Origin of the sequence: Agrobacterium tumefaciens, assembly GCF_031801495.1 — a bacterium.
In the GTDB taxonomy this organism is placed as follows: domain Bacteria; phylum Pseudomonadota; class Alphaproteobacteria; order Rhizobiales; family Rhizobiaceae; genus Agrobacterium; species Agrobacterium tumefaciens_K.
Genome location: NZ_JAOEGC010000002.1, coordinates 2,616,593 through 2,639,322, shown reverse-complemented (window position 1 = coordinate 2,639,322; position 22,730 = coordinate 2,616,593). Strand labels below are relative to the sequence as shown.

Sequence of the window (22,730 nt, the reverse complement as noted above, 5' to 3'; positions counted from 1 at the left end):
CCGTGTGCTCCATCAGTTGAACGGATCCCCCATTGCCTTCGGACCTGCGAAAACCGCTTATGGGCCGCAATAAAAAAAGCGTCGGTATCAACCGGCGCTTTTCGGCGCTTATAGCGCTTTCCATTTTCGTGGTGGTCGTGATTGGCAGTTTGTCTGTCTATACTGCCTTTTCTCCTGGTAATCTTCAGAAAACTGCCACAGGCCCGGGGTCGAACGTTCCTCCTCCGTCCAAAGCTTCGGAAGCGGTTGCGTCTCCGGAGAATACGCCGGAAGTTGCCGGTCTGCAGCTCGAAAGCGGTCGCTCCGGCGCAAACATCAATCGGTCGACCATGCCGGACGGCAATGTCGTCTCCGTCTATTCGCCTCGCGCGCGCGAGACTGAAGGCCCGGTTCTGATGACGGGCCAGACCTATGGTCAGGATCCGCGCATGGCGACGCGGCCCAATGACGCGCTGCTGGAAGAGACGGCATTCGGGCGGCTACCCATCGTCGGATCGGACGGGCTGCGGCCCGCGGAGCAATATGCGCGGCCGTGGTCCGGTGCACGCGGTACACGCGTCGCTATCGTGGTTGGCGGTCTTGGTTTGAGCCAGACAGGCTCGCAAAAGGCCATTCGTGATCTTCCGGGAGAAATCACGCTTGGTTTCGCGGCAAGCGGCAACAGTCTGCAGCGATGGATGCAGGAGGCCCGCCGCGAAGGCCATGAAATCCTGCTGCAGATACCGCTGGAGCCGTTTGGATATCCGGGAACCAATCCTGGGCCGGATACGCTGCTGGCAGGTGATCCGACAAAGGTCAACATGGACCGGCTGCACCGTTCCATGGCGAAAATAACCAATTATACCGGCATCATGAATTATCTCGGTGGCCGCTTCCTTGCCGAGCAAAAGGTGATGGAGCCGATGATGCGCGATATCGGCAAGCGGGGGCTTCTGTTCCTTGATGATGGCTCGTCCGCGCAATCCCTGAGCGGCAATATCGCCAAGGCGATATCGGCGCCACATGCGTTTGCGGATATCCAGCTGGATAATGAAGTCAATGAAGATGCCATTCTTCGCAAGCTTGACGAACTCGAGCGGATCGCGCGTCGCAACGGTCAGGCGATCGGTGTGGCCTCGGCTTTTGATGAAAGCATTGCCGCCATTGCCAGGTGGTCTCCAGAAGCTGCAGCACGCGGCATAGAGATCGTCGGCGTTTCTGCGCTTGTTTCCGGGCAGGCGGGACAGTAAACCATCGGCTGGTCCTTTCCTTGCGCCGTCTTGGGCGCGTAAAAGCCAGCGGGTTTTCAATGACGATCAAAGCAGAAGATTTGCCCTACCGCCCTTGCGCCGGAATCATGGTGCTGAACAGCAATGGCCTCGTCTGGGCCGGGCGGCGTATCAAGGAGGGAAACTCCGAGTATGATGGGTCTCCGCATCTTTGGCAGATGCCGCAGGGCGGAATCGATGACGGCGAGCAGCCGCTTGCGGCCGCCGTTCGCGAGCTTTTCGAAGAGACGGGTATGAAGACCGTCACGCTGCTTGCAGAGGCAAGTGACTGGATTCACTACGACCTGCCACCGGAACTGATCGGTATCGGCCTGAGAGGCAGATATCGCGGGCAGGCGCAGCGCTGGTTTGCTTTCCGTTTCGATGGCGATGAAAGTGAAATTCAGATCAACCCTCCCCCGACAGGCCATGAGCCCGAGTTCGACGCATGGGACTGGAAGCCGATGGAAAGTCTTCCCGACCTGATCGTACCCTTCAAGCGATCCGTCTATGAGCAGGTGGTTGCCGAGTTCCGGCATCTGGCCGGAAAATAGACTGCACAAAAAAGGCGGCCACTGGCCGCCTTCTTCATGTCAGTCGCAATCCGCTTATTCGGCTTCAGCCGCGTCGGCAGAGTCAGCGTTGAGCTGGCCGTACTTGCTTTCGCCGATCTTGTTGAGAAGGTCGAGCTGAGTCTCGAGGAAGTCGATGTGGCCTTCTTCGTCGATGAGCAGCGTTTCGAACAGCTTCATCGACACGTAGTCGCCAGCCTCATGACAGATGTCACGGGATTTCTTGTAGGCCGTGCGTGCGTCATATTCGCCAGCGAGGTCGGCCTCGAGGACTTCCTTGACGTTCTGGCCGATGCGCAGCGGCGCGACGGTCTGAAGGTTCGGATGGCCTTCAAGAAAGATGATGCGGTCGATGATCTTGTCGGCGTGCTGCATCTCTTCGATGGATTCCGCACGCTCTTTCTTGGCAAGCTTGGTGAAGCCCCAATCGTTCAACAGCCGGTAGTGAAGCCAATACTGGTTGACTGCACCGAGCTCGAGGAACAGCGCCTCGTTAAGCTGCTCGATGACTTTTTTGTCGCCTTTCAATGTCCGCTCTCCTGTTTTCTTCGTGGAATCGCTTCAGGCGGGACATAAAATCAAAAACCTCGGCTTCCGTCGAGTGGTGACGGGCGTGATATTCCTCGGTGGTTTTGATGATGAGGTCGACTACGGTCGGAAAACAGCCGCAGCAGCGGCCACGTTTTGCCATGGCATGATAGACCTTCGCGGGGACGATCAGCTGCCAACAGTCCTCGTCCAGCAACTCGTTTATGACGTCGCGAATTTCGTGGTCGGTAATGTAATTGCAGCTGCAAACCAGCATGACTAACTGCCTGTATGACGCAACACGTTGTTTTCACTCTTAAACCAAAACAGGATAGTAAATGTCAAGAAAAACATGATTTGCGACGGGCTCAGAGAATTTAGAGTCTTTCTAAACTATACGAAAATTATCGTGTTTTCATTCGGTTAGCGAGATTACCTATTGAGGGTTTTTCTTCTCAAGTTTTCGTGGCGAGGTGGGTTCGCGTGCTCTTATCACGAAAAGTTTACCAGAAATCGAGGGTCGCCGCGTGCGGGGAAACTCTTGTCAGGCGAAATATTGTCCGCCATTGGCGGTCAGCGTGGATCCGGTGATAAATCCGGCCTCGTCTGAGACGAGGAACAGGACGCAACGGGCGATCTCCTCGGGTTCTCCAAGGCGCCCGACGGGTATCTGGGGTATGATGCGTTCGGAGAGGATGTTCTCGGGTATGGCCCTGACCATTTCCGTGCCGATGTAGCCCGGGCAGATGGCGTTGACGGTGATGTTACGGCTTGCACCTTCCTGCGCCAGCGCTTTGGTAAAACCGATGTCGCCAGCCTTGGAGGCGGAATAGTTTGCCTGCCCCGCCTGCCCTTTCTGGCCATTGATCGAGGAAATGTTGACGATCCGTCCGAAGCCACGTTCGCGCATGCCTGGCCAGACGGGATGGGTCATATTGAAGACGCCGGTGAGATTGGTGTCGATCACGTCGCGCCATTGCTGGGGCGACATCTTGTGAAACATGGCATCCCGGGTAATTCCGGCGTTGTTCACCAGAATCTCGACGGGGCCGAGGGTGTCTTCAATCCGGGCGATGCCTGCGGCACAGGCATCGTAGTCACGAACATCCCACTGGAACGTCGGTATCCCGGTTTCTTTCTGAAAGGCGGCCGCACGGTCTGTCGTGAAGGCGTAGTTGGCGGCGACCCTGTAGCCAGCAGCCTGCAAGGTGCGGGCGATCGCCGCCCCGATCCCGCTCGTTCCGCCTGAAATCAACGCAACCCGGCTCATACTGGCCTCCATGACCTGTCAAAGATGGTATTCAACGGCCACAGAAATACGGCCAATGGGAGGTTGCTTCTACAGCATCGGATCTGAAACCGGAATGCTTTTCAGAGCGCCTCAACACACATGGCAACGCCCATGCCGCCGCCAATGCAGAGTGTTGCCAGCCCCTTGGAAACATTGCGGCGCTGCATCTCAAAAAGAAGCGTGTTGAGCACGCGTGCGCCCGAGGCGCCTATGGGGTGGCCGATCGCGATTGCCCCACCGTTGACGTTGACGATCGCCGGATCAAGACCGAGATCGCGAACCACCGCACATGACTGCGCGGCAAAAGCCTCGTTTGCCTCCACCAGGCCGATGTCGCCGATGGACCAGCCTGCCTTGGCCAGTGCCTTGCGGGAGGCGGGGATGGGACCGGTTCCCATGATCTGCGGATCGACGCCGGCAGTTGCCCAGGACGCGATGCGTGCCAGGGGCTTTATGCCGCGCCGGGACGCTTCCTGCTCCGTCATCAGCAATGTGGCGGCAGCGCCGTCGTTCAGGCCGGATGCGTTACCGGCGGTTACGGTGCCTTCCTTGTCGAAGGCAGGGCGGAGTTTCGCCATCGTTTCAATCGAGGAACCGGCGCGGATATGCTCGTCGGCATCAACGATAATGTCGGCTTTGCGGCCCTTCACGGTGAAGGGCACGATCTCGTCGGCGAAGCGTCCTGCAGTTTGTGCCGCTTCGGCCTTGTTCTGCGAAGCGACGGCGAACTGGTCCTGATCGTCACGACTTAGCTGCCACTGACGGGCGATGTTCTCCGCCGTTATGCCCATATGATAGCCGTAGAAGGCGTCCGTAAGCCCATCTTTCAGCATGGTGTCGACCATCTTGAAGTCGCCCATCTTCACGCCGCCGCGCAGGTGCGCGCAATGGGGCGCCATGGACATGGATTCCTGGCCCCCCGCCACGACGATAGCCGCGTCGCCGGTCGCGATCTGTTGCATGCCAAGGGCGACGGCGCGCAATCCGGAACCGCAGAGCTGGTTGATGCCGAAAGCGGTTGCCTCCTGAGGAATGCCAGCCTTCATCGCTGCCTGGCGTGCGGGGTTCTGGCCTTCGCCTGCAGTCAGGACCTGTCCGAGAAGCACTTCATCGATCTCGCCTGCCTCAACGCCTGAGCGGTCCAGGACGGCGCGGATGACTGCCGCTCCAAGTTCATGGGCAGGGATATTGGCGAAGCTGCCATTGAACGAACCAACGGCAGTACGGGCGGCACTGGCAATCACGACTGAAGGCAAAGGCATCGGTTTCCTCCTCAATTTTGAGCGGGAGACTGGCAAAGGTTTCCGTTCAAGTCAAACGGTGAGGAGGGCGCTTGAAGACGGTGTCAAAGCAATGGGATATCGCGCCGGAAATTGCTGCGCAAAAAACAAACTGTTGCATTGCACAAAACATTTGTCACGGAGCCGGTTTTCCGCTTACACTTCGCCTCGGGAAGAGCAATAACACCAAAAAACAAAAAAATACCAGCATCGCGAGGAGGCGAGGATGGCAAAGCACGACGGCGAAACAATCATCAAAAAATACGCGAACCGACGGCTCTACAATACGGGTACGAGCACCTATGTCACGCTTGACGATCTGGCGCAGATGGTCAAGCGCGGTGAGGACTTCAAGGTTCAGGACGCCAAGACGTCGGAAGACATCACCCACGCGGTGCTGACGCAGATCATTGTCGAGCAGGAAGCAAAGACCGGTAATACGTTGTTGCCAACGGCATTTCTGAGACAGCTGATTTCCTATTATGGCGACCAGATGCAGATGGTTGTGCCGACCTTTCTCGAACACTCCATGAAGACGTTTTCCGATCAGCAGAGCCAGATGCAGGAGCATATGGCCAAGGCATTCGGGGACGGTTCACTTGCCCGGAATTTTCAGGCGCCGCTTCAGTTGATGGAGGAACAAATCCGTCGCAATACGGAACTGTTCCGCCAAGCCATGCAGGGGTTTGCGCCTTTTGCGATGCCGCAGGCGCCAAAGGAACCGCGCAAACCGAATGCTTCCGAAATCGACGAGTTGAAAGAGCAGTTGCGCGCATTGCAGCAAAAACTCGACCAACTTTGAAAGTCGGCTGCAACCGGCTGATGCCGGTTCGCCTGTCTTTCGATTTCTGGCCTAATGTGCCGCGCGTTCGGGGACGCGCAGCAGAAGCAGAAATCCGGCTCCCAGAAACACGATCAGCGTTGCCATGCCAACATGGGCGGAGCCGCTGAGAGACGTTGCTATAGAGAAACTCAGCGTTGCCAAGAAACTGGTGGCGCGGCCCGAAAGCGCGTAAATGCCGAAATAACGGCCAGCCTCGGCAACAGTGATGTTGCGCGCCAAATAGGAACGTGACGAAGCCTGTACGGGACCGAACGCGATACCGATCAATACACCGTAAAGAAGATAGGCTTTTTCCGCGCCGGTGGTGAAGATTCCGCCGTTGTCCGTGGTCGATAATTGCACCCATCCGAAGAGGGTAGAGCTGCGCTCTGTCGATACGATGCCGAGGGTCGCTATCAGCAGAATGACAAGGCTGATGAGGATCGTCGTTCGGGAGCCGACCTTTTGGTCAATGCGGCCAGCGACAAAACAGCCGGCAATGGCGACGACGTTCAGAAGAATGCCGAAAAGTCCGATCTCCATGGTGGCCCAGCCAAACATACCGGCAGCAAAGGCTCCGCCGAGGATGAGAACACCATTGACACCATCCTGATAGAGCATCCGGGCGATAAGGAAGCGAAGCAGGGCTGGGCGGGTGCGAAGCTCGCGCAGGGTTGCGGTAAGTTCCGTCAGTCCCGTGCGTATGGCGGTCCTGAACGGCAAACCCTTCTGCGCATCCGGCGTGAAGAGGAACATCGGCATGATGAAGATAAGATACCAGATCGCGGCGATCGGTCCGGTTATTCTGGCATCTTCTCCGGTCGCCTGGTCCAAACCAAAGAGCGGTGCAATGCCGGCTATGGTTTTTCCGGTCTGCGGGTTGGCGGCAAGCAGGGTGACGACGGCGATTAGTACCACCATGCCGCCGAGATAACCCAACCCCCATGCAAGATTGGAGATACGGCCGACATTTTGGGGATTGGTCAGCCGCGGCATCATGGAATCGTTGAAGACGATGGAAAACTCAGCGGCAATCGAGGCCAGGATCATGCAGACAACCGGCACGATGATGGGGGAGCCGGGGGCTGCGAACCACAGAAGCGACAGGCTGACGATCTTGATGATGGCAAAAAAGGCAATCCACGGTTTGCGCGAACCAGACTGGTCGGCAATCGAGCCGAGGATGGGTGAGAAAATGGCGATGACGATGGATGAGATCGTCGCCATGTTGCTCCATGTCGTCTGCGCGGACACGGGATCTTCCGTGAGGCGCGACACGAAGTAGGGGCCGAAGATGAATGTGGTAACGACGGTGAAGAAAGGCTGTGCCGCCCAGTCGAACATGACCCAGCCCCAGATACCCCGTTTTGCGGTCGGCATTTCGCTGGCTGGGGAAGAAGCGGTCATGCGTTTTCCTGTGATGGAAGGCGGGCTCTGACGTTAAAAGCCGCCTTTTCCGGTTGACCATCCGGGCAGATCCGCCCGGATGGTTTCTTGATGCCGGTCAGCGCGCCTGTACGATATCCGCCAGAAGTCCTGCAGCGACGGTCAACCGGGCAAGGTTGATTTCACCGCTGTCGCTCAAGGCGGCAAGCTCGGACACGATGCGATTGACGCGTACGCGATCTGCCGCATACCAGGCCTGTACCGGATCCTTCTCCTTCGCATATTCCGTCAGCGCCGATACGACGATCTTTCGTCTTGCCGAGGAAATCTGATCCTGGTTGCGAAGAAGTGCGAGGCTCTCATAGTGGTCGGCGGGTGAAATGCGCTGGCTTGCCTCCAGCAGCTTCGCCACGCGGAACGTTGACGAAACCGTGGCATAGCTGTCGGCTGCACGCGCCAGCGTTGTCGAGGCGCTGTCCGCGATGAGCATGATCTCCGGAACGTAGACCAGGAGCGACAGGGTATCGAGTTCCTGAATCAGCCCCGAAGGAACGCCCTCGAGTTCAATGACTCCCTGTCCCTGACGATATTTCGCCGCGACCGGAGACAGCGTTTTTATGGCGCTCTTAAGACGGTCGATTTCGTCCGCCATGGCGTTTGCGCCTGCACCCCCGCCACGGGCCTGCAGATACAGCCTGCTCACCTCGGAGAAGATGCGGGTAATCCGCTCATAAAGGCCGTTCTGGATTTCGCCGCTGACCTTCCCGTCAAGTGCATCGACCTCGGCCCAGAGGCGCTTGAGGCCGAAGCCGTCCTCAACGATCATGACCGCCTTGACGACATCGGCTGGCAGAAGACCGCTGGCGTCGGCAAGCTTCTGCACGAAGCCTGGTCCACCCCGGTTGACGACCGTATTGGCGAGAGCCGTTGCAACGATTTCGCGATGCAGGCGATGGTTCCTGATGTCGTCGGCATAGGTCTTTTGCATCTTGACGGGGAAGTAATCCATCAGCATGTGCTGAAGATACGGTTCGTCCGGCAGCGTGCTTGCGACCAATGCGTCAAACAGCGTCAGCTTCGCGTAGGACAGCAGAACGCCGATTTCCGGACGCGTGAGTGGCTTTCCGCTGGCGTAGCGTTCAGCAAACTCGGCATCGTTCGGCAAGGTTTCGACCTTGCGGTTCAGTTGCCCTGCGGCTTCGAGTGCGCCCATCAACCGGCCAAGTTCTTCCCGGTTGCCGGTGCCTCGACGTTCTGTCAGCGAGATTGCCAGCGATTGCAGGTAGTTGTTACGCAATACCAGCTTTGCCACATCCGGCGTCATGGAAGCGAGCAACTGATTGCGCTTCGGCATCGTCAGGCGGCCGCCGTTCACCGCAGATGCCAGTGCAATCTTGAAGTTGACCTCGACGTCCGATGAGTTGACGCCAGCCGAGTTGTCGATGGCGTCGGAGTTGCATCGTCCGCCTACGAGTGAGTAGGCGATACGCCCCTTCTGGGTGATGCCAAGGTTGGCACCTTCGCCGATCACCTTCGCCCGGACTTCCGTGGCATTGATACGGATAGGGTCGTTGGCCCTGTCACCCACTTCGGCGTTGGTTTCCACCGCTGCCTTGATGTAGGTGCCGATACCGCCGAACCACAGAAGATCGACAGGCGATTTCAGGATGGCGGTCATGATCTCGAAAGGCGTCGCAATGGTCTTGTCGATACCGATGACTGCTGCCGCTTCGGGCGTCAGCGTTACGGATTTCTCCGCACGGGAAATAATCATCGCGCCGTTCGAAAGCACAGAGCGATCATAGTCCTGCCAGCTCGAGCGGGGGAGTTCGAAGATGCGCTTGCGTTCTGCGAAGGATTTGTCGGTGTCAGGATCCGGATCGATGAAGATGTCGCGGTGATCGAAGGCCGCAACCAGCCGGATCTTTTCCGACAGCAGCATGCCATTGCCGAAAACGTCGCCGGACATATCGCCGACGCCCGCGACAGTGAACGGCGTGGTCTGGATGTTCGTGTCCATTTCACGGAAGTGACGCTTTACGGTTTCCCATGCGCCGCGGGCGGTGATGCCCATTTTTTTGTGGTCATACCCTGCCGAACCACCGGACGCGAAGGCATCGTCCAGCCAGAAGTTCGCCTCGCGGGCAAGTTCGTTCGCCGTATCGGAGAATGTTGCCGTTCCCTTGTCGGCGGCAACCACGAAATAGGGGTCGTCTCCGTCCAGCCGCAAGGTATCCGGGGGCGCAACGATCTCATCACCGATGATGTTGTCGGTGATCGAAAGGAGGGTGCGGATATAGGTCTTGTAGGCCTCGCGGCCGGCATTGAATATTTCGTCGCGCGTGCCGCCGGCGGGTAGAGCCTTGGGGAAAAAGCCGCCCTTGGCGCCGACCGGCACGATCACCGCGTTCTTGACCTGCTGTGCCTTGACCAGGCCAAGCACTTCGGTGCGGTAGTCCTGACCGCGGTCCGACCAGCGCAGGCCACCGCGCGCGACCTTGCCGAAGCGCAGGTGCACGCCTTCGACCTCGGTGCCGTAGACGAAGATTTCGCGGAACGGGCGCGGATCAGGCAGGCCGTCCAGATGTTTCGGGTCGAACTTGAAGGCAAGCATTTCGCGCGGCGTGCCGTCTTCGTTCTTCTGGAAGTAGTTGGTGCGCAACGTGGCGTCGATGGCGTTGACGTAACGCCGTAGCGTGCGGTCCTCATCGAGATTGGGAACGCTGCCAAGCGCAGTTTCGATTGCCTTGTGGAGTTCGGAAAGTTTTCTGATGCGGGTCTTCTCGGCAATCGCCGGATCGAAGTCCGTGGTGAAAAGATCGAACAGCTTGCGGGTGATCGCCGGATACTTGAACAGTGTTTCGGAGATATGCTCCTGCGAATAGACAATTCCGGTCTGCCGCAGATAGCGTGCATAGGCGCGCAAGACCGAGGTTTCCCGTACCGTCAGTCCTGCAGCAAGGATCAGGCGGTTGAAATTGTCGTTGTCCACCTTGCCGGTGAAGGCTGCGAGGAATGCGTCTTCCAGTCTTGGTCCGTATACGCCGAGATCCAGCGTGCCGCCTGTCGCAATTGCCAGCTCCATGTCGTGCAGGACGATATTCTGGCGGTTTCCCTCCCACACAACGCCGATATCGAATGTGCGCTCGCTGATGACATTGAAGCCGAGGTTTTCCAGCAGCGGTACGCGTCGCGAGAGCGGCAGATGGCCATCGCGATGGAAAATCTTCAGAGATAGCCTGTCGGCAGCCTGTTCGTCCTGCCGATAGAACTCGATACGCACCGCTTCGCCTTTTGCCGTTGCGATGATATCGCGCATGTCGCCGACAGCTTCTTCCGGCGTAAAGGCTTCCTGATAGGCCTGATCCACATCCAGAAGCGGTGCTCCCGGTTCGGAAAGTGTCATGAAGTGGTCGATCCAGCGGGCGGCGATGTCGCTGACGGCATCCTCCAGCTTGTCCTGGGCAATACGCGGCGTTTTTCCGTCCGTGCGACCGACAATGAAGTGAACGCGGGCAACAGCGCCTTCCGGGAAAGCGGGGTAATAGGCCGAAATATGGCCGTCATAGACCTTGCTCAGATAATCGCCGATCTTCTCGCGAACGTAGGAATTGTATTCCTCACGCGGCACGAAGATGATGACGGATACGAAACGGTCAAAACGGTCGATGCGGGCGAGCACACGCACACGTGGGCGATCGCTCAGTTCCATGATCTGCTCGACAAAGCGGATCAGCAGGTCTTCTTCGATCTGGAAGAGATCGTCGCGTGGATAGGCTTCCAGCGTGTTGTGCAGAATGCGGCCGGAATGGCTGTTCGGATCGAAGCCGAAATGCCGCTCGACTTCCGCAACCTTCGCCCGCAGCAATGGAATCTGTCTGACGGGGCGTGTGTAGGCGGTCGCCGTGAACAAGCCGACAATGCGCAGTTCGCCGATGACTTTGCCGTCTTGGTCAAAGCGCTTGATGCCGATGTAATCCATGTAGGCACGTCGGTGCACGATGGATTTCACGTTGGCTTTCGTAACGATCAGGAAATCGGGGCCGTCCAGAAACGCCAGAATTTCCGGCGTGGTCGTGACTGCATCCTTGCCGAGGCGCAGCACCCGTACGTCGGGATCGCTGAGAATGCCCAGACCTACGCCGTCGCCGCGCTCGATCCGCGCGTTCTTTCCGGTGCCGGAATAGGTGTAGTCGCGCATGCCGAGGAAAGTGAAATTATCGCTGCGCAGCCAGTTCAGGAATTCCACCGCTTCTGAGCGCTCGCTCTTTCGTCGGGCCGATCCGCGCTCCTCTAGTTCGCCGAGCGCCTCGTCCAGCTTCGCGAGCATGGGTTTCCAGTCGCTGTAGGCCGAATGAACCTGAGCAAGAACGAAACGCAGCCTCTCTTCCAGCGTGGCAGCGGCCTGCGGCGTCAAAGGGGCGATATGGAGCTGGATAAGGCTGATGTTCTCTGTCGGATCATCATCCGCATCCGCGAGGCGATAACCTGCTTCGGCCTTGGTATCGCGTACAAGAATGGGATGCACGGCAAGGTAAAGACCACGGTAGCTGCTGGTGACTTCACCCATCACGGAATCGTACAGGAACGGCATGTTCCGTCCGATGATCGTCAGAACCGTGACGGGGATATCCTTGGGCGTCACACCTTCAACGGCAGAAATGCCGATATGGGGTTTGTCGCCTTTCCAGCGGGAGAGCGCCTCAAATGTATGGGCGGCACTGGTCGCCAGCATTTCTGCGGAATAATTTTCTATGTCATCGGGGCTTGCGCGCCCGTAGAGGATCCCTGGATCAAGAAACGGCGTTTTTTCGGCAGTCGCGAGTTGTCGAGCTTTCTCGATGTGTTTTTCGCGTTTTGGATTGTTTCGGTAGCCCATTTTGCGCGGATTCCTCCAAAAATCACACTTTACTGTGAAAAGGCACCCGGAATTTCGCGGTTTTGCCTTCTCAGTCGAATCGGATATTGGCGTGTAAATGCGAAGAGTTTAAGAGGCTTTTATGCTTATGCGGCTCTACGGCGAAAATTTATTGCTTTTGTCGATTTTGTCGAGCAGTTAAAGCAAAACAGCAGTATCTTGGGGGCCGATTTCCAATGCGGTTCGCGGGCCGTTGCGTGTTGCTATGTCGCGATGGAAGCAAATCATTGATTCGCGCCTATTTTTGTGATACACCACCAACACTGATCCACAGCGCGGCATTTGTGTGCCCAAAAACACCACGAAAGCAACTCTTCTTTTGCACGCGGTTCCCGTGACATATCGAGCGTTTACGCTCTCGACACACGAGTTGCGAGAAGGGACGTTTTTGCGCGCACAGCTGGACCAGTGCGGAGTCACCTGACGGTTTCCCCCGTCTCATCAGGGCCTGACCGACCCAACCCGGTACAACGGGTATGTAACAGGGAGTTTTTAGAACGAATGACGACCCAGCAGAAGAAATCTCCAGCACGTCACGGTTTCAAGACCGGTGAAGCGATCGTGTATCCCGCTCATGGTGTCGGTACCATTTCTGCAATCGAGGAACAAGAAGTTGCTGGCATGAAGCTTGAGCTTTTTGTCATCGATTTTGAAAAAGACAAGATGCGCCTCAAGGTTCCTGTAGCCAAGGCTGTCAGCATCGGCATGCGTAAGCTTTCCGAAGGAGATTTCGTTGAGCGTGCACTGAAAGTCGTTCAGGGCAAGGCGCGTGTGAAGCGTACCATGTGGTCGCGTCGCGCCCAGGAATACGATGCGAAGATCAATTCCGGCGACCTGATCGCCATCGCGGAAGTGGTGCGCGATCTCTATCGTGCAGAAAACCAGCCGGAGCAGTCCTATTCCGAGCGTCAGCTTTATGAAGCTGCACTCGATCGCATGGCTCGCGAAATCGCAGCCGTCAACAAGATGTCCGAAACCGAGGCGGTCCGTCTTGTCGAAACGAACCTCGCAAAGGGTCCCAAGCGCGGCAAGGCTGTCGACGAAGACGACTCTCAGGACGAAGCCGCATAATTCACGGCTGTTCTATTTAAAAAAGCCCGCCGAAAGGCGGGCTTTTTTGTTTTTATCAAAGAATGCGAATTCGGCTGTCGTTCTTCAGGTGTGTGAGGATGCGGCGCATGTCGCGCGGGCGCACGGCAACACAGCCTGCGGTCGGCTCGAAGCCGGGGCGGATGAGATGCATAAAGATTGCCGAACCGCGATTGCGGCGGCGCGACCTCACGTTCCAATCCAGAACCAGGCACACATCGTAAAGTCCATCGGTGCGGGCCATTTCTTCATGGCTTGGTGAGAAGGGTGCCTTGACGAGCCTGTTGTAGTTCGGATCACCTGGCGCATCGCACCACAACATCGATTTGCGTATACGTGTCATGGGTAGAGCGGTAGCGGTTTTACCGGCGCGGTCACCGCGATAAAAACCATGCAGGACGCGCATTGTAGAAATGGGTGATTTTCCATCGCCTTCATGTTTCAATGCGGTTCGCCCGTTGCGGCCTATCGCGGCCGGAAAAGTCAGATACCCCAGCTGAACGATGGCGCGGCTGATTTTCGACGGTGCTTGCCGAACCACCAGCGTTGATGCGCGTTTACGTTGTTTAACAGGCTGTGTCGCTATAGGTTTCACGAGATTTTGCTTTGAAGGTTATTCAACGTGAAGTCATAGCACGTCGTTATATGATGGCAATGGGTTGACGTTTTGCCCGCAAACCGCTGAATTGGCTTACGATTAAAGCGATGTAAGCAATATTAAAGAAAGGCTGGGAATCCGAATGACGGCCCGCACCATACTCCTCGTAGACGATGATGACGATCTTCGGGAGACGCTGACCGAGCAACTCTCTCCCTATGAGGAGTTCTCGATCCTGAGCGGCGCGAACGCGGCGCAGGCGACCCAGATCGCCAAATCGTCCCAAGTCGATCTTCTCATCATGGATGTCGGCCTTCCCGACATGGATGGCCGAGAGGCCGTAAAGCTCTTGCGCAAGGGTGGTTTCAAGGCTCCGATCATCATGTTGACAGGGCATGATACGGATTCCGACACCATCCTCGGCCTTGAGGCTGGTGCCAACGACTACGTCACAAAGCCGTTCCGTTTTGCGGTTCTCCTGGCGCGCATCCGTGCGCAGCTCAGGCAATACGAACAGAGTGAGGATGCGGTGTTTACCGTCGGCCCGTACCAGTTCAAGCCGAGCCAGAAGCTGCTGACCACCGAAGACGGCAAGAAAATACGCCTGACGGAGAAGGAAGCGGCCATCATCCGCTATCTCTATCGTGCTGGCAGTGCGGTCGTAACGCGTGACGTTCTGCTGGAAGAGGTCTGGGGCTACAATTCTGGTGTGACGACGCATACACTGGAAACACACGTCTACCGTCTGCGTCAGAAGATCGAACGAGATCCCTCCAATGCGGAAATTCTCGTGACGGAAAATGGCGGTTATAAAATCGTTCCCTGAACAAGCCGTTGTTTCAGTATCTCGCGCCTTGTTTTCCACGCGCCGATGGCGGAAAACCGCTCTATGATGAAACGGGCGGTTTTCTGGAGCTGGGATCACGATGGCCTTAACAGACGACATCATGTTGCTGGGGCAAGTTCCGTTGTTTGCGGGCTTCAGCGACGATCAGTTGCGCCTTATTGCTTTTGGCGCGGAGCGTCGTCGCGTATCGTCCGGCCAGACATTGTTTCGCGAACACTCGCCGGCCGAATGCGCTTTCGCCGTTACAACGGGCCGCTTCGAGCTTTTCACTGCGGGTCGTGATGGAAAGCCCGTTCTTCAGGCCACACCCGGCAAGGGCGTCCTGTTATCTGAACTGGCACTTTTTACACTTTGCGAACGCAAGTTCACGGCTGTCGCAGCCGAGGATTCCGAAGTCATTCGTATCACGCGCATTCTCTTTCACCGGCTAGTGGAAGAGTTTCCCGAAGTTGCGGATATCGTTACCGCGCGTATCCGGGATAATATTGCCTCGCTGGCGGCAGGCGCATCGCGCCTGCAAAACCGTTTCGCCTGACACGTTGGCTCAAAAGCTGAAGTGGGCCGTGACCGGAACGTGATCGGATGGTCGGTTCCAGCCGCGTGCTTCGCGCAGAATGTCGATCTTTTCCAACGATGCGCCAAGATCTTGCGACGACCAGATGTGGTCGAGGCGTCGTCCCCGGTCTGCGGCTTCCCAGTCCTTGGCGCGGTAGCTCCACCAGGTGTAGATCTTCTCGCTGTCGGGCACGTTCAGGCGCATCAGATCGAGCCAGTCCCCCTTTTTCATGATGTCCAGCAGGCCTTCCGTCTCAACCGGTGTATGGCTGACGATTTTCAGAAGCTGCTTGTGCGACCAGACGTCGTTCTCGAGCGGTGCGATATTGAGGTCGCCCACCAGTATCGATGACGTTCCGGGTACGCCATTGGCGCGCAGTGCCTTCATTTCCTCGATAAAATCGAGCTTGTGGCCGAATTTCGGATTGATCGAACGATCGGGTTCGTCGCCACCGGCAGGAACATAAAAATTATGGAGGCGGATGCGTCGCGATCCCACTTCGAACATTGCGGAGATATGCCGGGCATCACCGATCCCGCAGTAGTCCTGGCGATGATCTTCGGCGAGTGGCACTTTCGAGACGATTGCGACGCCGTGATAGCCTTTCTGTCCATGGATGACGACATGCTCATAACCGAGCGCTCTCAGCGGCTTCATCGGGAATTCGCCATTCGGGCACTTCGTTTCCTGAAGGCAGAGAATATCCGGTTTGTAGCGTACCAGGAACTGCTCAACGAGCGGCATGCGAAGCCGAACGGAATTGATGTTCCAGGTGGTTATCGAAAATGCCATGTAGATATGCTCCGCTATTACCGCCACTTTGCCGCAGAGCCGAAGGCTTATAACATCGCAACGAAAACGGGAACGTGTTTTCGCGGTAAAATGGAAAAGGCGACCCATGGTCGCCTTTTCCATTTGTTCTTGATGACAAGCAGACGTCTCTTCAGCCGCGCTTGCGCACTTCTTCGTAGTTGATGTTGAAGACACGCTCGTCGAAGCTCACGCCTGTCTGAACGTTGAAGATCATCACCGTCGTATCCTTGTTCTGGGCGTCGGTGGTCGTCCACTGGCGCAGATCGAAGGTCTTGGGGTCGAACATAAGCGTAATGGTGGAATCACCAAAAATGCTCTTGTCGCCAAGCACGATGGTGGTGAGGTCGGATTCTTCCTTCACATCGCGGACCTTCTGATTGCTCAGATCGATCTTGTTCGAGAGCAGCAGGCTGAGCGGCGTCTTCGAAAGCGGGTAAAGATCCCATGTCTTGAGCTTAGCGTTGCCGATCACGACGTTCTTGCCGTCAGCGATGACACGCATGGGTGAGGGGTCTTCATAATTGAAGCGCAGCTTGCCGGGCCGTTCGATGTAGAACTTGCCACCTGTCTGTTCGCCGCGCGGGCCGAACTGCACGAATTCGCCCATCATGGTTTTAACCGATGAGAAGTGGTTGGCTATTTTCTGCGCGGTTGCATTTTCGCCTGCAGACTGCGCCAAGGCATGGAGCGGAGACAGACCAGCCATCGCTGCGGCCAGCGAAAATACCGTCAGTACGCCGCGCCGTGACATGCCATTTCGCGATGATGTTGCCGGTACGGTTTCGCCGGTCGTGAGATCGTTCATTCTATTCTCCTTCATCGCGTCGTTTTTCCGCATAAACGCGGCGGCTTCATGACGCCACAAGCGTTTAATAACGCTGTCATGCCGCGTCTGGTTGCGGTGTTGGGAGCGGCGAAAAGAAAAATTACAGACGCTTTTGCCGCTACCCGGACTGGGTTGAATTCCGGGCGACCCGAAAACCCGATGAGACTTTCAATCCAATGCGTTACCGTTCGATGATGTCTGCTTCCGTCGGAACGAGTATTTCGCGCTTCCCCGCGTGATTTGCCGGTCCGATGATACCTTCCTGCTCCATGCGCTCGATCAGCGAGGCAGCGCGATTGTATCCGATGCCAAGACGGCGCTGAACATAGGAGGTGGATGCCTTTCCATCGCGCAGGACCACGGCGACCGCCTGATCGTATGGGTCGTCGGATTCCGATAGATTGCCGGTGCCGGCCGGGCCGCCGCCATCTTCATCGTCGTCTTCCTCGGTGATCGCCTCGAGATATTCCGGCGCCCCTTGCGTCTTGAGATAGGCGACGATTTCCTCCACCTCGTTGTCGGAAACGAAGGGTCCGTGAACGCGCTGGATGCGCCCGCCGCCAGCCATATAGAGCATATCACCCATGCCGAGCAGCTGTTCCGCGCCCTGTTCGCCAAGGATGGTGCGGCTGTCGATCTTCGAGGTGACCTGGAAGGAAATGCGGGTCGGGAAGTTCGCCTTGATGGTGCCGGTGATGACGTCGACGGAAGGGCGCTGCGTCGCCATGATGACGTGGATGCCGGCGGCACGCGCCATCTGCGCAAGACGCTGGACGGCGCCTTCGATATCCTTGCCGGCAACCATCATCAGGTCGGCCATCTCGTCGATGATGACGACGATGTAGGGCAAGGGCTTCAGGTCGAATTCTTCAGTCTCGTACATCGCTTCGCCGGTCTGGCGATCAAAGCCGGTCTGCACGGTACGGGTGAGGATTTCACCCTTGTCGAGCGCCTGCTGGACGCGGCTGTTGAAGCCGTCGATGTTACGCACACCGATCTTCGACATTTTTTTGTAGCGCTCTTCCATCTCGCGCACGGTCCATTTCAGCGCAACGACCGCTTTCTTGGGATCCGTGACAACGGGAGAGAGCAGATGCGGGATGCCGTCATAGATCGACAGTTCCAGCATTTTGGGGTCGATCATGATAAGTCGGCACTGCTCCGGGGACATGCGGTAGAGGAGCGACAGGATCATGGTGTTGATTGCCACCGACTTGCCCGAACCGGTTGTACCCGCAACGAGCAGGTGCGGCATCTTGGCGAGGTCGGCAATCACGGGCTCTCCGCCGATCGTCTTGCCTAGCGCCATGGCGAGCTTGGCCTTGCTGTTTTCAAAATCGCGGCTGCCGATCAGTTCACGCAGGAAAACGGTTTCGCGCGTCTGGTTGGGCAATTCGATGCCGATTGCGTTGCGGCCGGGCACGACGGCGACGCGGGCTGCAATGGCACTCATGGAGCGCGCAATGTCATCTGCAAGGCCAATGACGCGTGATGATTTGATACCTGGAGCTGGCTCCAGTTCATAAAGGGTAACGACCGGGCCGGGGCGTACATGGATGATCTCACCCTTGACGCCGAAATCCTCGAGAACCCCTTCGAGAAGGCGGGCGTTCTGCTCCAGCACTTCCTCGCTCAGCGTATTGTCGCGGACCACGTTCTTCGGTTCGGCCAGAAGATGGACGGTGGGCAGCTGAAAACCATCCGGCGCGATGAAGGATGCCTGCGCTTCGCGTACGACGCGTTCGCTGGGTTTCGGGCGAGCGGAGGGAGCCGTGATGCGAGGCTGCCCGCGTCCAGCCGGTTGCCTGTTGGTGAACTGCGCATTGGCATCGTCGAACTCGTCGCCGGCCGAGAGGATACCATCCGGAAGTCGCCGTTCGTCCCTATTGAAGTGCGGATCGTCACCATAATCGTCGCCGTGATCGAGCGAGATCGGCGGAGGTGACATCTGACGGCGCGATGCCGCCCGTTCTTCGAACGAGGGTTCTGCGCGCTGATCCAGTCGATTTATTGCTGTCTTGAGGCGCGACGGTTCGTTGAGCGTCCCGAATTCATATTCGTTGAAGTCGTATGGCTGCTCGAATTCGTCTTGCAGGGACTTCGACTTGAGGCCGAAAAGTCGGCGGAACCGCGCCTGGGTGATGTACCAGTAGTGAGCGAGCGCACCCAGAGGCAACAGGCGCGCAAGGAAACCTTCGCCGTCATCTTCCTCGTCATCGTCCACCTGCTGTACGGAACGCGCTTTGCTTTGCGTGACGGGGGCAGCCTGCTCAATGTAATCTTCTTCGTCTGGCGTTCCCACGACACCTGCCGCAAACAACATAAGCCACGTGGCGGGGAGGGCAAACAGGGCGCCAAGCACCGTTGCAACGGTACCCGTCGGGTATGAGCCGATAAACAGGGCGGGGAAGCGAAGGATCATATCCCCGATGACGCCGCCAATTCCGTTTGGAAGGGGCCATGTCACGGGGGCAGGAAAACAGCCAAGCGAGGCCGCGCCGACGAATGTTCCGGCAATCCATGCGACAAGGCGGGCCGGAACCCGGTTGAACCTGCGTCCGGCGATCAGAATGATGGCCCATGCCAGAACAGGCAGCATGGAAAGGATCGACGACAGCCCGAAGAACTGCATCATGATGTCGGCAAAAATCGCGCCGCCGTGACCCAGAAGATTGGTTGGCTGGTTTGCCGTGGCGTATGAGAGGCTTGGATCGGCGACGTTCCAGGTGGCGAGCGCTGCGATACCGAGCGCGATCAGCGCAAGAAGCGTGAAACCGCCAAGGGCCATGATCTGCCGCATGAAAAAGGCCGTCAGCACAAACCGGTTGTGACGACCATCGAATGTCGGAGAATTGGCTCTGCCCATGTCCTGAACCCGTTGCTTTTCTGGTTTTGGCAAGATTCGACAGAGCGCCGAATCCCGGATTGACAGGGAAAACTAACCGCTTGCTGGTTAATACGATGTTAACCATGCATGTTTTCGACAAATCGCAGCTACGGCCGGGCCATCCAAGCAAAAGAAAAAGGCCCGTCTAGACGGGCCTTTCCAGTTGGAGTGGGGTCCGATCGGACCTTTCCGAAGTCTTAGGAGTGGTATGCGGCTTCGCCATGCGTTGCGAGGTCGAGGCCTTCGCGTTCGGCTTCGACCGGAACGCGCAGACCGACGATCACGTCAACGATCTTGTAGAGGATGGCGGAGACGATGGCGCACCATACGATGGTGATCGCGACGGCAACGAACTGCGTCCAGACCTGCGAAGCGATCGAGAAGTCTTCCTTGCCCGTGCCGCCGAGCAGCGGCGAGGTGAAGATACCTGTACCGAGTGCGCCGATGATGCCGCCAATGCCGTGAACGCCGAAGACGTCCGCGGTATCGTCATAGCCGAATTTATTCTTCACGACGGAGACGAAGAAGTAGCAGACCGGCGAAACGATCAGGCCGAGAACGATCGCGCCCATCGGGCCAACGGAGCCTGCTGCTGGAGTGACGGCAACGAGACCTGCGATCATGCCCGAAGCAGCACCCAGCATGGACGCCTTGCCACGGGTGAAGCTTTCAACCACGGACCAGGAAACGACAGCTGCGGCCGTTGCGAGGAAGGTGTTCATGGTTGCGAGAACTGCACCGCCGGACGCTTCGAGGTTGGAACCGGCGTTGAAGCCGAACCAGCCGAACCACAGCATTGCTGCACCGACCAGCGTCAGTGTCATGGAGTGCGGCGCCATCATGTCTTTGCCGTAACCGGTACGCTTACCGACCATGATTGCACCGATGAGGCCAGCAACACCGGCGTTGATGTGAACGACCGTGCCGCCAGCGAAGTCGAGAGCGCCCATGCCGAAGATCAGGCCGTTTGCATCCCAGACCATGTGTGCGACCGGGAAGTAAACAAAGGTGGCCCACAGAACGGTGAAAAGGATGACAGCAGAGAACTTGATGCGTTCCGCGAAGGCACCGACGATCAACGCAGGCGTGATCGCCGCGAAGGTCATCTGGAAGGCGATGAAGGCGTATTCGTAGATGACGACACCTTCAGAGAAGGTTGCCGACGTGCTGTCGAGCGAAACGCCGGAGAGGAACAGTTTGCCGAAGCCGCCGAAGTAAGGGCCCGTGCCGCCACCGAAGGCAAAGGAATAACCGTAGATAACCCATACGAGCATCATGACGGCTGTGACGACGGTGCACTGCATCAGCACGGAAAGCATGTTTTTGGTGCGGACGAGGCCGCCATAAAACAGCGCCAGACCGGGAAGGATCATGAACAGGACGAGAATGGTCGCGAGGAACATGAAGGCCGTATCGGCCTTTTCAGGGACCGGGGCTGCTGCTGCTGCCGCTGGTGCGGTCTCCTGCGCGAAGGCGATGGCTGGCGCCAGAAAGGCTGCCGCACTGGCGCCCGAACGGCCGAGCGTGGAAAATTTGTTGAATTGCATGGTTGGAAGACTCCCCTGTCAGCCGTGCTTAAAGCGCTTCTGTGTTGGTTTCGCCGGTACGGATGCGCACGGCCTGTTCGATAGAGTAGACAAAAATCTTGCCGTCACCGATCTGGCCGGTCTTGGCAGCGGATGCGATGGCTTCGACAGCCTTGTCCACGACGTCCGAGGCGACTGCGATCTCGATCTTCAGTTTGGGTAGAAAGCTCACCGCATATTCCGTGCCGCGATAAATTTCGGTATGCCCCTTCTGGCGTCCGTAACCCTTTACTTCGGTCACGGTCAGGCCCTGGATGCCGACAGCGGTAAGGGCTTCGCGCACCTCGTCCAGCTTGAACGGCTTGATAATGGCCATCACAATTTTCATCTGGTTTCCCATCCTTTGTTTGTCCTCGGCACGGAGCCGACTCTCCTTGCCGCTGGCAGATCAGTAACAGCGACTAACGACATACATTCAAAGGGCGTGCCAGTTTTAGTGGTGTTGTTAAGTTATTGAAATATAAAAATTATATGACGGGCGTCTGAAAAAGCGGCATTTGATGCCGCGTTTTGCGTCTATTAAATGTGCTTTTTTTCAAAAAAGCGCACAATTTAATCATTTGCCCTTTTGCGGATCAGCCCTTCCTGGGCGACCGACGCGATCAGTTCACCCGTTCGGGTGAAAATACTGCCACGGGTGAGGCCTCGTGCTCCGGATGCACTGGGGCTGTCCTGTGTGTAAAGCAGCCAGTCGTCCAGTTTTGACGGGCGATGGAACCACATGGCGTGGTCGAGGCTGGCGACCTGGATGGAGGGGTCGAAGATCGTCGTTCCGTGGGCATAAAGCGACGTGTCGAGCAGGGTCATATCAGACAGATATGCAAGAATGGCCGACTGGAAATGCGGGTTGTCCGGCACCTTGCCGACGGCGCGGACCCATATATCCTGCTGCGGTTCCAGCTTCTCTTTCGAGATATAATGCGTCAGGGAAACTGGCCTTATCTCGATGGGGCGCTTGTTTGCCCAGTATTTGCGAATGGAGTCAGGTGCCTTTGCTAGAAAAGCCGTCTGCATCTGCTCCTCGCTCATCAGTTTTTCCGGTGGTGCCACGTCGGGCATCCTTATCTGATGTGTGAAACCGCCCTCAAAGATCTGGAACGATGCCGACATGGAAAAGATGGCCTTGCCGTGCTGTACCGCGACAACGCGGCGGGTCCAGAAGCTTGAGCCGTCGCGGATGCGCTCGACCTGATAGATGATCGGCACTCGGGGATCGCCCGGCCGCATGAAATACGCATGCAGCGAGTGCACGAAGCGGTCTTCTTCTACAGTCCTTTGGGCGGCGATGAGCGCCTGCGCGATAACCTGCCCGCCGAAAACGCGCTGCCAGCCAATCTGGGGACTTTCGCCCCGGAAAAGGTTTTCTTCCAGCTTCTCCAAGTCGAGCGTGGCGATCAGGTTTTCCATTGGATCTGACACTTGCGAGGGATGCGACATTTTTTCGGCCTGCTCCGGCTGTAGGAAGACGTCACATGGTCTATAG

General features: G+C 57.3%; 19 protein-coding genes. 6 read left to right on the top strand and 13 right to left on the bottom strand.

Translation table 11 applies throughout. The annotated features are described in order from the left end of the window. Positions 1-32: 32 nt before the first annotated feature. Both N7578_RS22045 and N7578_RS22040 read left to right on the top strand, forming a co-directional pair. Positions 33-1,229 carry a divergent polysaccharide deacetylase family protein gene (locus N7578_RS22045; RefSeq protein WP_311112348.1) on the top strand — a complete coding sequence of 399 codons (1,197 nt, stop codon included), beginning with the start codon at positions 33-35 and terminating at the stop codon, positions 1,227-1,229. Positions 1,230-1,288: 59 nt separating this feature from the next. Beyond that, a complete protein-coding gene (locus tag N7578_RS22040; protein WP_311112347.1) occupies positions 1,289-1,801 on the top strand; it encodes an RNA pyrophosphohydrolase in 513 nt (170 codons plus the stop codon). A 54-nt stretch (positions 1,802-1,855) separates the two neighbouring features. Here N7578_RS22040 and bfr read toward each other — a convergent pair whose 3' ends face one another. The 4 genes from bfr to N7578_RS22020 all read right to left on the bottom strand — a co-directional run bounded on the left by bfr (position 1,856) and on the right by N7578_RS22020 (position 4,900). After that, a complete protein-coding gene (gene bfr / locus N7578_RS22035; protein WP_311112346.1) occupies positions 1,856-2,347 on the bottom strand; it encodes a bacterioferritin in 492 nt (163 codons plus the stop codon). Next, positions 2,313-2,624, bottom strand: a complete 312-nt coding sequence (locus tag N7578_RS22030) for a (2Fe-2S)-binding protein (RefSeq protein ID WP_311112345.1) — start codon at positions 2,622-2,624, stop codon at positions 2,313-2,315. The genes bfr and N7578_RS22030 overlap by 35 nt, the downstream gene beginning before the upstream one ends. Positions 2,625-2,891: 267 nt before the next feature. Further along, entirely contained in the window at positions 2,892-3,617 is a 726-nt protein-coding gene (gene phbB, locus N7578_RS22025; protein ID WP_311112344.1) for an acetoacetyl-CoA reductase, read from the bottom strand. Between the two features lie 101 nt (positions 3,618-3,718). Continuing rightward, positions 3,719-4,900 carry an acetyl-CoA C-acetyltransferase gene (locus N7578_RS22020; protein ID WP_311112343.1) on the bottom strand — a complete coding sequence of 394 codons (1,182 nt, stop codon included), beginning with the start codon at positions 4,898-4,900 and terminating at the stop codon, positions 3,719-3,721. 244 nt (positions 4,901-5,144) lie between these two features. Between N7578_RS22020 and phaR the strand changes: the two genes are divergently transcribed. Next, the gene (phaR, locus tag N7578_RS22015; protein ID WP_311112342.1) at positions 5,145-5,720 is read left to right on the top strand and encodes a polyhydroxyalkanoate synthesis repressor PhaR; all 576 of its coding nucleotides are present in this window, start codon (positions 5,145-5,147) and stop codon (positions 5,718-5,720) included. Between the two features lie 51 nt (positions 5,721-5,771). On the opposite strand, the gene N7578_RS22010 is transcribed toward phaR, so the two are convergent. Beyond that, a complete protein-coding gene (locus N7578_RS22010; protein ID WP_311112341.1) occupies positions 5,772-7,148 on the bottom strand; it encodes an MFS transporter in 1,377 nt (458 codons plus the stop codon). Between the two features lie 97 nt (positions 7,149-7,245). After that, entirely contained in the window at positions 7,246-12,006 is a 4,761-nt protein-coding gene (locus tag N7578_RS22005) for an NAD-glutamate dehydrogenase (protein ID WP_311112340.1), read from the bottom strand. 540 nt (positions 12,007-12,546) lie between these two features. Between N7578_RS22005 and N7578_RS22000 the strand changes: the two genes are divergently transcribed. Continuing rightward, positions 12,547-13,116 carry a CarD family transcriptional regulator gene (locus N7578_RS22000; protein ID WP_311112339.1) on the top strand — a complete coding sequence of 190 codons (570 nt, stop codon included), beginning with the start codon at positions 12,547-12,549 and terminating at the stop codon, positions 13,114-13,116. A 55-nt stretch (positions 13,117-13,171) separates the two neighbouring features. Here the strand turns inward: N7578_RS22000 and N7578_RS21995 are convergent, their stop codons facing one another. Further along, the gene (locus N7578_RS21995) at positions 13,172-13,675 is read right to left on the bottom strand and encodes a L,D-transpeptidase family protein (protein WP_311112338.1); all 504 of its coding nucleotides are present in this window, start codon (positions 13,673-13,675) and stop codon (positions 13,172-13,174) included. Between the two features lie 199 nt (positions 13,676-13,874). Here N7578_RS21995 and N7578_RS21990 point away from each other — a divergent pair, with 199 nt between their 5' ends. Both N7578_RS21990 and N7578_RS21985 read left to right on the top strand, forming a co-directional pair. Then, positions 13,875-14,558 carry a response regulator transcription factor gene (locus N7578_RS21990; RefSeq protein ID WP_311112337.1) on the top strand — a complete coding sequence of 228 codons (684 nt, stop codon included), beginning with the start codon at positions 13,875-13,877 and terminating at the stop codon, positions 14,556-14,558. Between the two features lie 100 nt (positions 14,559-14,658). Continuing rightward, the gene (locus N7578_RS21985; RefSeq protein ID WP_311112336.1) at positions 14,659-15,114 is read left to right on the top strand and encodes a Crp/Fnr family transcriptional regulator; all 456 of its coding nucleotides are present in this window, start codon (positions 14,659-14,661) and stop codon (positions 15,112-15,114) included. A gap of 9 nt (positions 15,115-15,123) precedes the next feature. On the opposite strand, the gene N7578_RS21980 is transcribed toward N7578_RS21985, so the two are convergent. The 6 genes from N7578_RS21980 to tesB form a co-directional block, all read right to left on the bottom strand. Beyond that, positions 15,124-15,927 carry an exodeoxyribonuclease III gene (locus N7578_RS21980; RefSeq protein ID WP_311112335.1) on the bottom strand — a complete coding sequence of 268 codons (804 nt, stop codon included), beginning with the start codon at positions 15,925-15,927 and terminating at the stop codon, positions 15,124-15,126. Between the two features lie 151 nt (positions 15,928-16,078). Continuing rightward, entirely contained in the window at positions 16,079-16,753 is a 675-nt protein-coding gene (locus tag N7578_RS21975; protein ID WP_311112334.1) for an outer membrane lipoprotein carrier protein LolA, read from the bottom strand. Between the two features lie 202 nt (positions 16,754-16,955). Further along, positions 16,956-19,640: a DNA translocase FtsK gene (locus N7578_RS21970; RefSeq protein WP_311112333.1), complete on the bottom strand. Its 2,685-nt coding sequence runs from the start codon at positions 19,638-19,640 to the stop codon at positions 16,956-16,958. Between the two features lie 218 nt (positions 19,641-19,858). After that, positions 19,859-21,208, bottom strand: coding sequence for an ammonium transporter (locus N7578_RS21965; RefSeq protein WP_311112332.1), 1,350 nt, complete (start codon positions 21,206-21,208; stop codon positions 19,859-19,861). Positions 21,209-21,236: 28 nt separating this feature from the next. Beyond that, on the bottom strand, positions 21,237-21,587 hold the full coding sequence (locus tag N7578_RS21960; protein ID WP_178340600.1) for a P-II family nitrogen regulator: 351 nt from the start codon (positions 21,585-21,587) through the stop codon (positions 21,237-21,239). A 212-nt stretch (positions 21,588-21,799) separates the two neighbouring features. Next, positions 21,800-22,684, bottom strand: coding sequence for an acyl-CoA thioesterase II (tesB, locus tag N7578_RS21955; RefSeq protein WP_311112331.1), 885 nt, complete (start codon positions 22,682-22,684; stop codon positions 21,800-21,802). Positions 22,685-22,730: the final 46 nt, after the last annotated feature.

What these genes read in the sequence shown, in the direction of transcription:
- N7578_RS22040 (WP_311112347.1), top strand. Translation starts at nt 1,289, where the DNA reads ATGACGATCAAAGCAGAAGATTTGCCCTACCGCCCTTGCGCCGGAATC.
- N7578_RS22030 (WP_311112345.1), bottom strand. Translation starts at nt 2,624, where the DNA reads ATGCTGGTTTGCAGCTGCAATTACATTACCGACCACGAAATTCGCGAC.
- phbB (WP_311112344.1), bottom strand. Translation starts at nt 3,617, where the DNA reads ATGAGCCGGGTTGCGTTGATTTCAGGCGGAACGAGCGGGATCGGGGCG.
- N7578_RS22020 (WP_311112343.1), bottom strand. Translation starts at nt 4,900, where the DNA reads ATGCCTTTGCCTTCAGTCGTGATTGCCAGTGCCGCCCGTACTGCCGTT.
- phaR (WP_311112342.1), top strand. Translation starts at nt 5,145, where the DNA reads ATGGCAAAGCACGACGGCGAAACAATCATCAAAAAATACGCGAACCGA.
- N7578_RS22010 (WP_311112341.1), bottom strand. Translation starts at nt 7,148, where the DNA reads ATGACCGCTTCTTCCCCAGCCAGCGAAATGCCGACCGCAAAACGGGGT.
- N7578_RS22005 (WP_311112340.1), bottom strand. Translation starts at nt 12,006, where the DNA reads ATGGGCTACCGAAACAATCCAAAACGCGAAAAACACATCGAGAAAGCT.
- N7578_RS22000 (WP_311112339.1), top strand. Translation starts at nt 12,547, where the DNA reads ATGACGACCCAGCAGAAGAAATCTCCAGCACGTCACGGTTTCAAGACC.
- N7578_RS21990 (WP_311112337.1), top strand. Translation starts at nt 13,875, where the DNA reads ATGACGGCCCGCACCATACTCCTCGTAGACGATGATGACGATCTTCGG.
- N7578_RS21985 (WP_311112336.1), top strand. Translation starts at nt 14,659, where the DNA reads ATGGCCTTAACAGACGACATCATGTTGCTGGGGCAAGTTCCGTTGTTT.
- N7578_RS21980 (WP_311112335.1), bottom strand. Translation starts at nt 15,927, where the DNA reads ATGGCATTTTCGATAACCACCTGGAACATCAATTCCGTTCGGCTTCGC.
- N7578_RS21975 (WP_311112334.1), bottom strand. Translation starts at nt 16,753, where the DNA reads ATGAACGATCTCACGACCGGCGAAACCGTACCGGCAACATCATCGCGA.
- N7578_RS21970 (WP_311112333.1), bottom strand. Translation starts at nt 19,640, where the DNA reads ATGGGCAGAGCCAATTCTCCGACATTCGATGGTCGTCACAACCGGTTT.
- N7578_RS21965 (WP_311112332.1), bottom strand. Translation starts at nt 21,208, where the DNA reads ATGCAATTCAACAAATTTTCCACGCTCGGCCGTTCGGGCGCCAGTGCG.
- N7578_RS21960 (WP_178340600.1), bottom strand. Translation starts at nt 21,587, where the DNA reads ATGGGAAACCAGATGAAAATTGTGATGGCCATTATCAAGCCGTTCAAG.
- tesB (WP_311112331.1), bottom strand. Translation starts at nt 22,684, where the DNA reads ATGTCGCATCCCTCGCAAGTGTCAGATCCAATGGAAAACCTGATCGCC.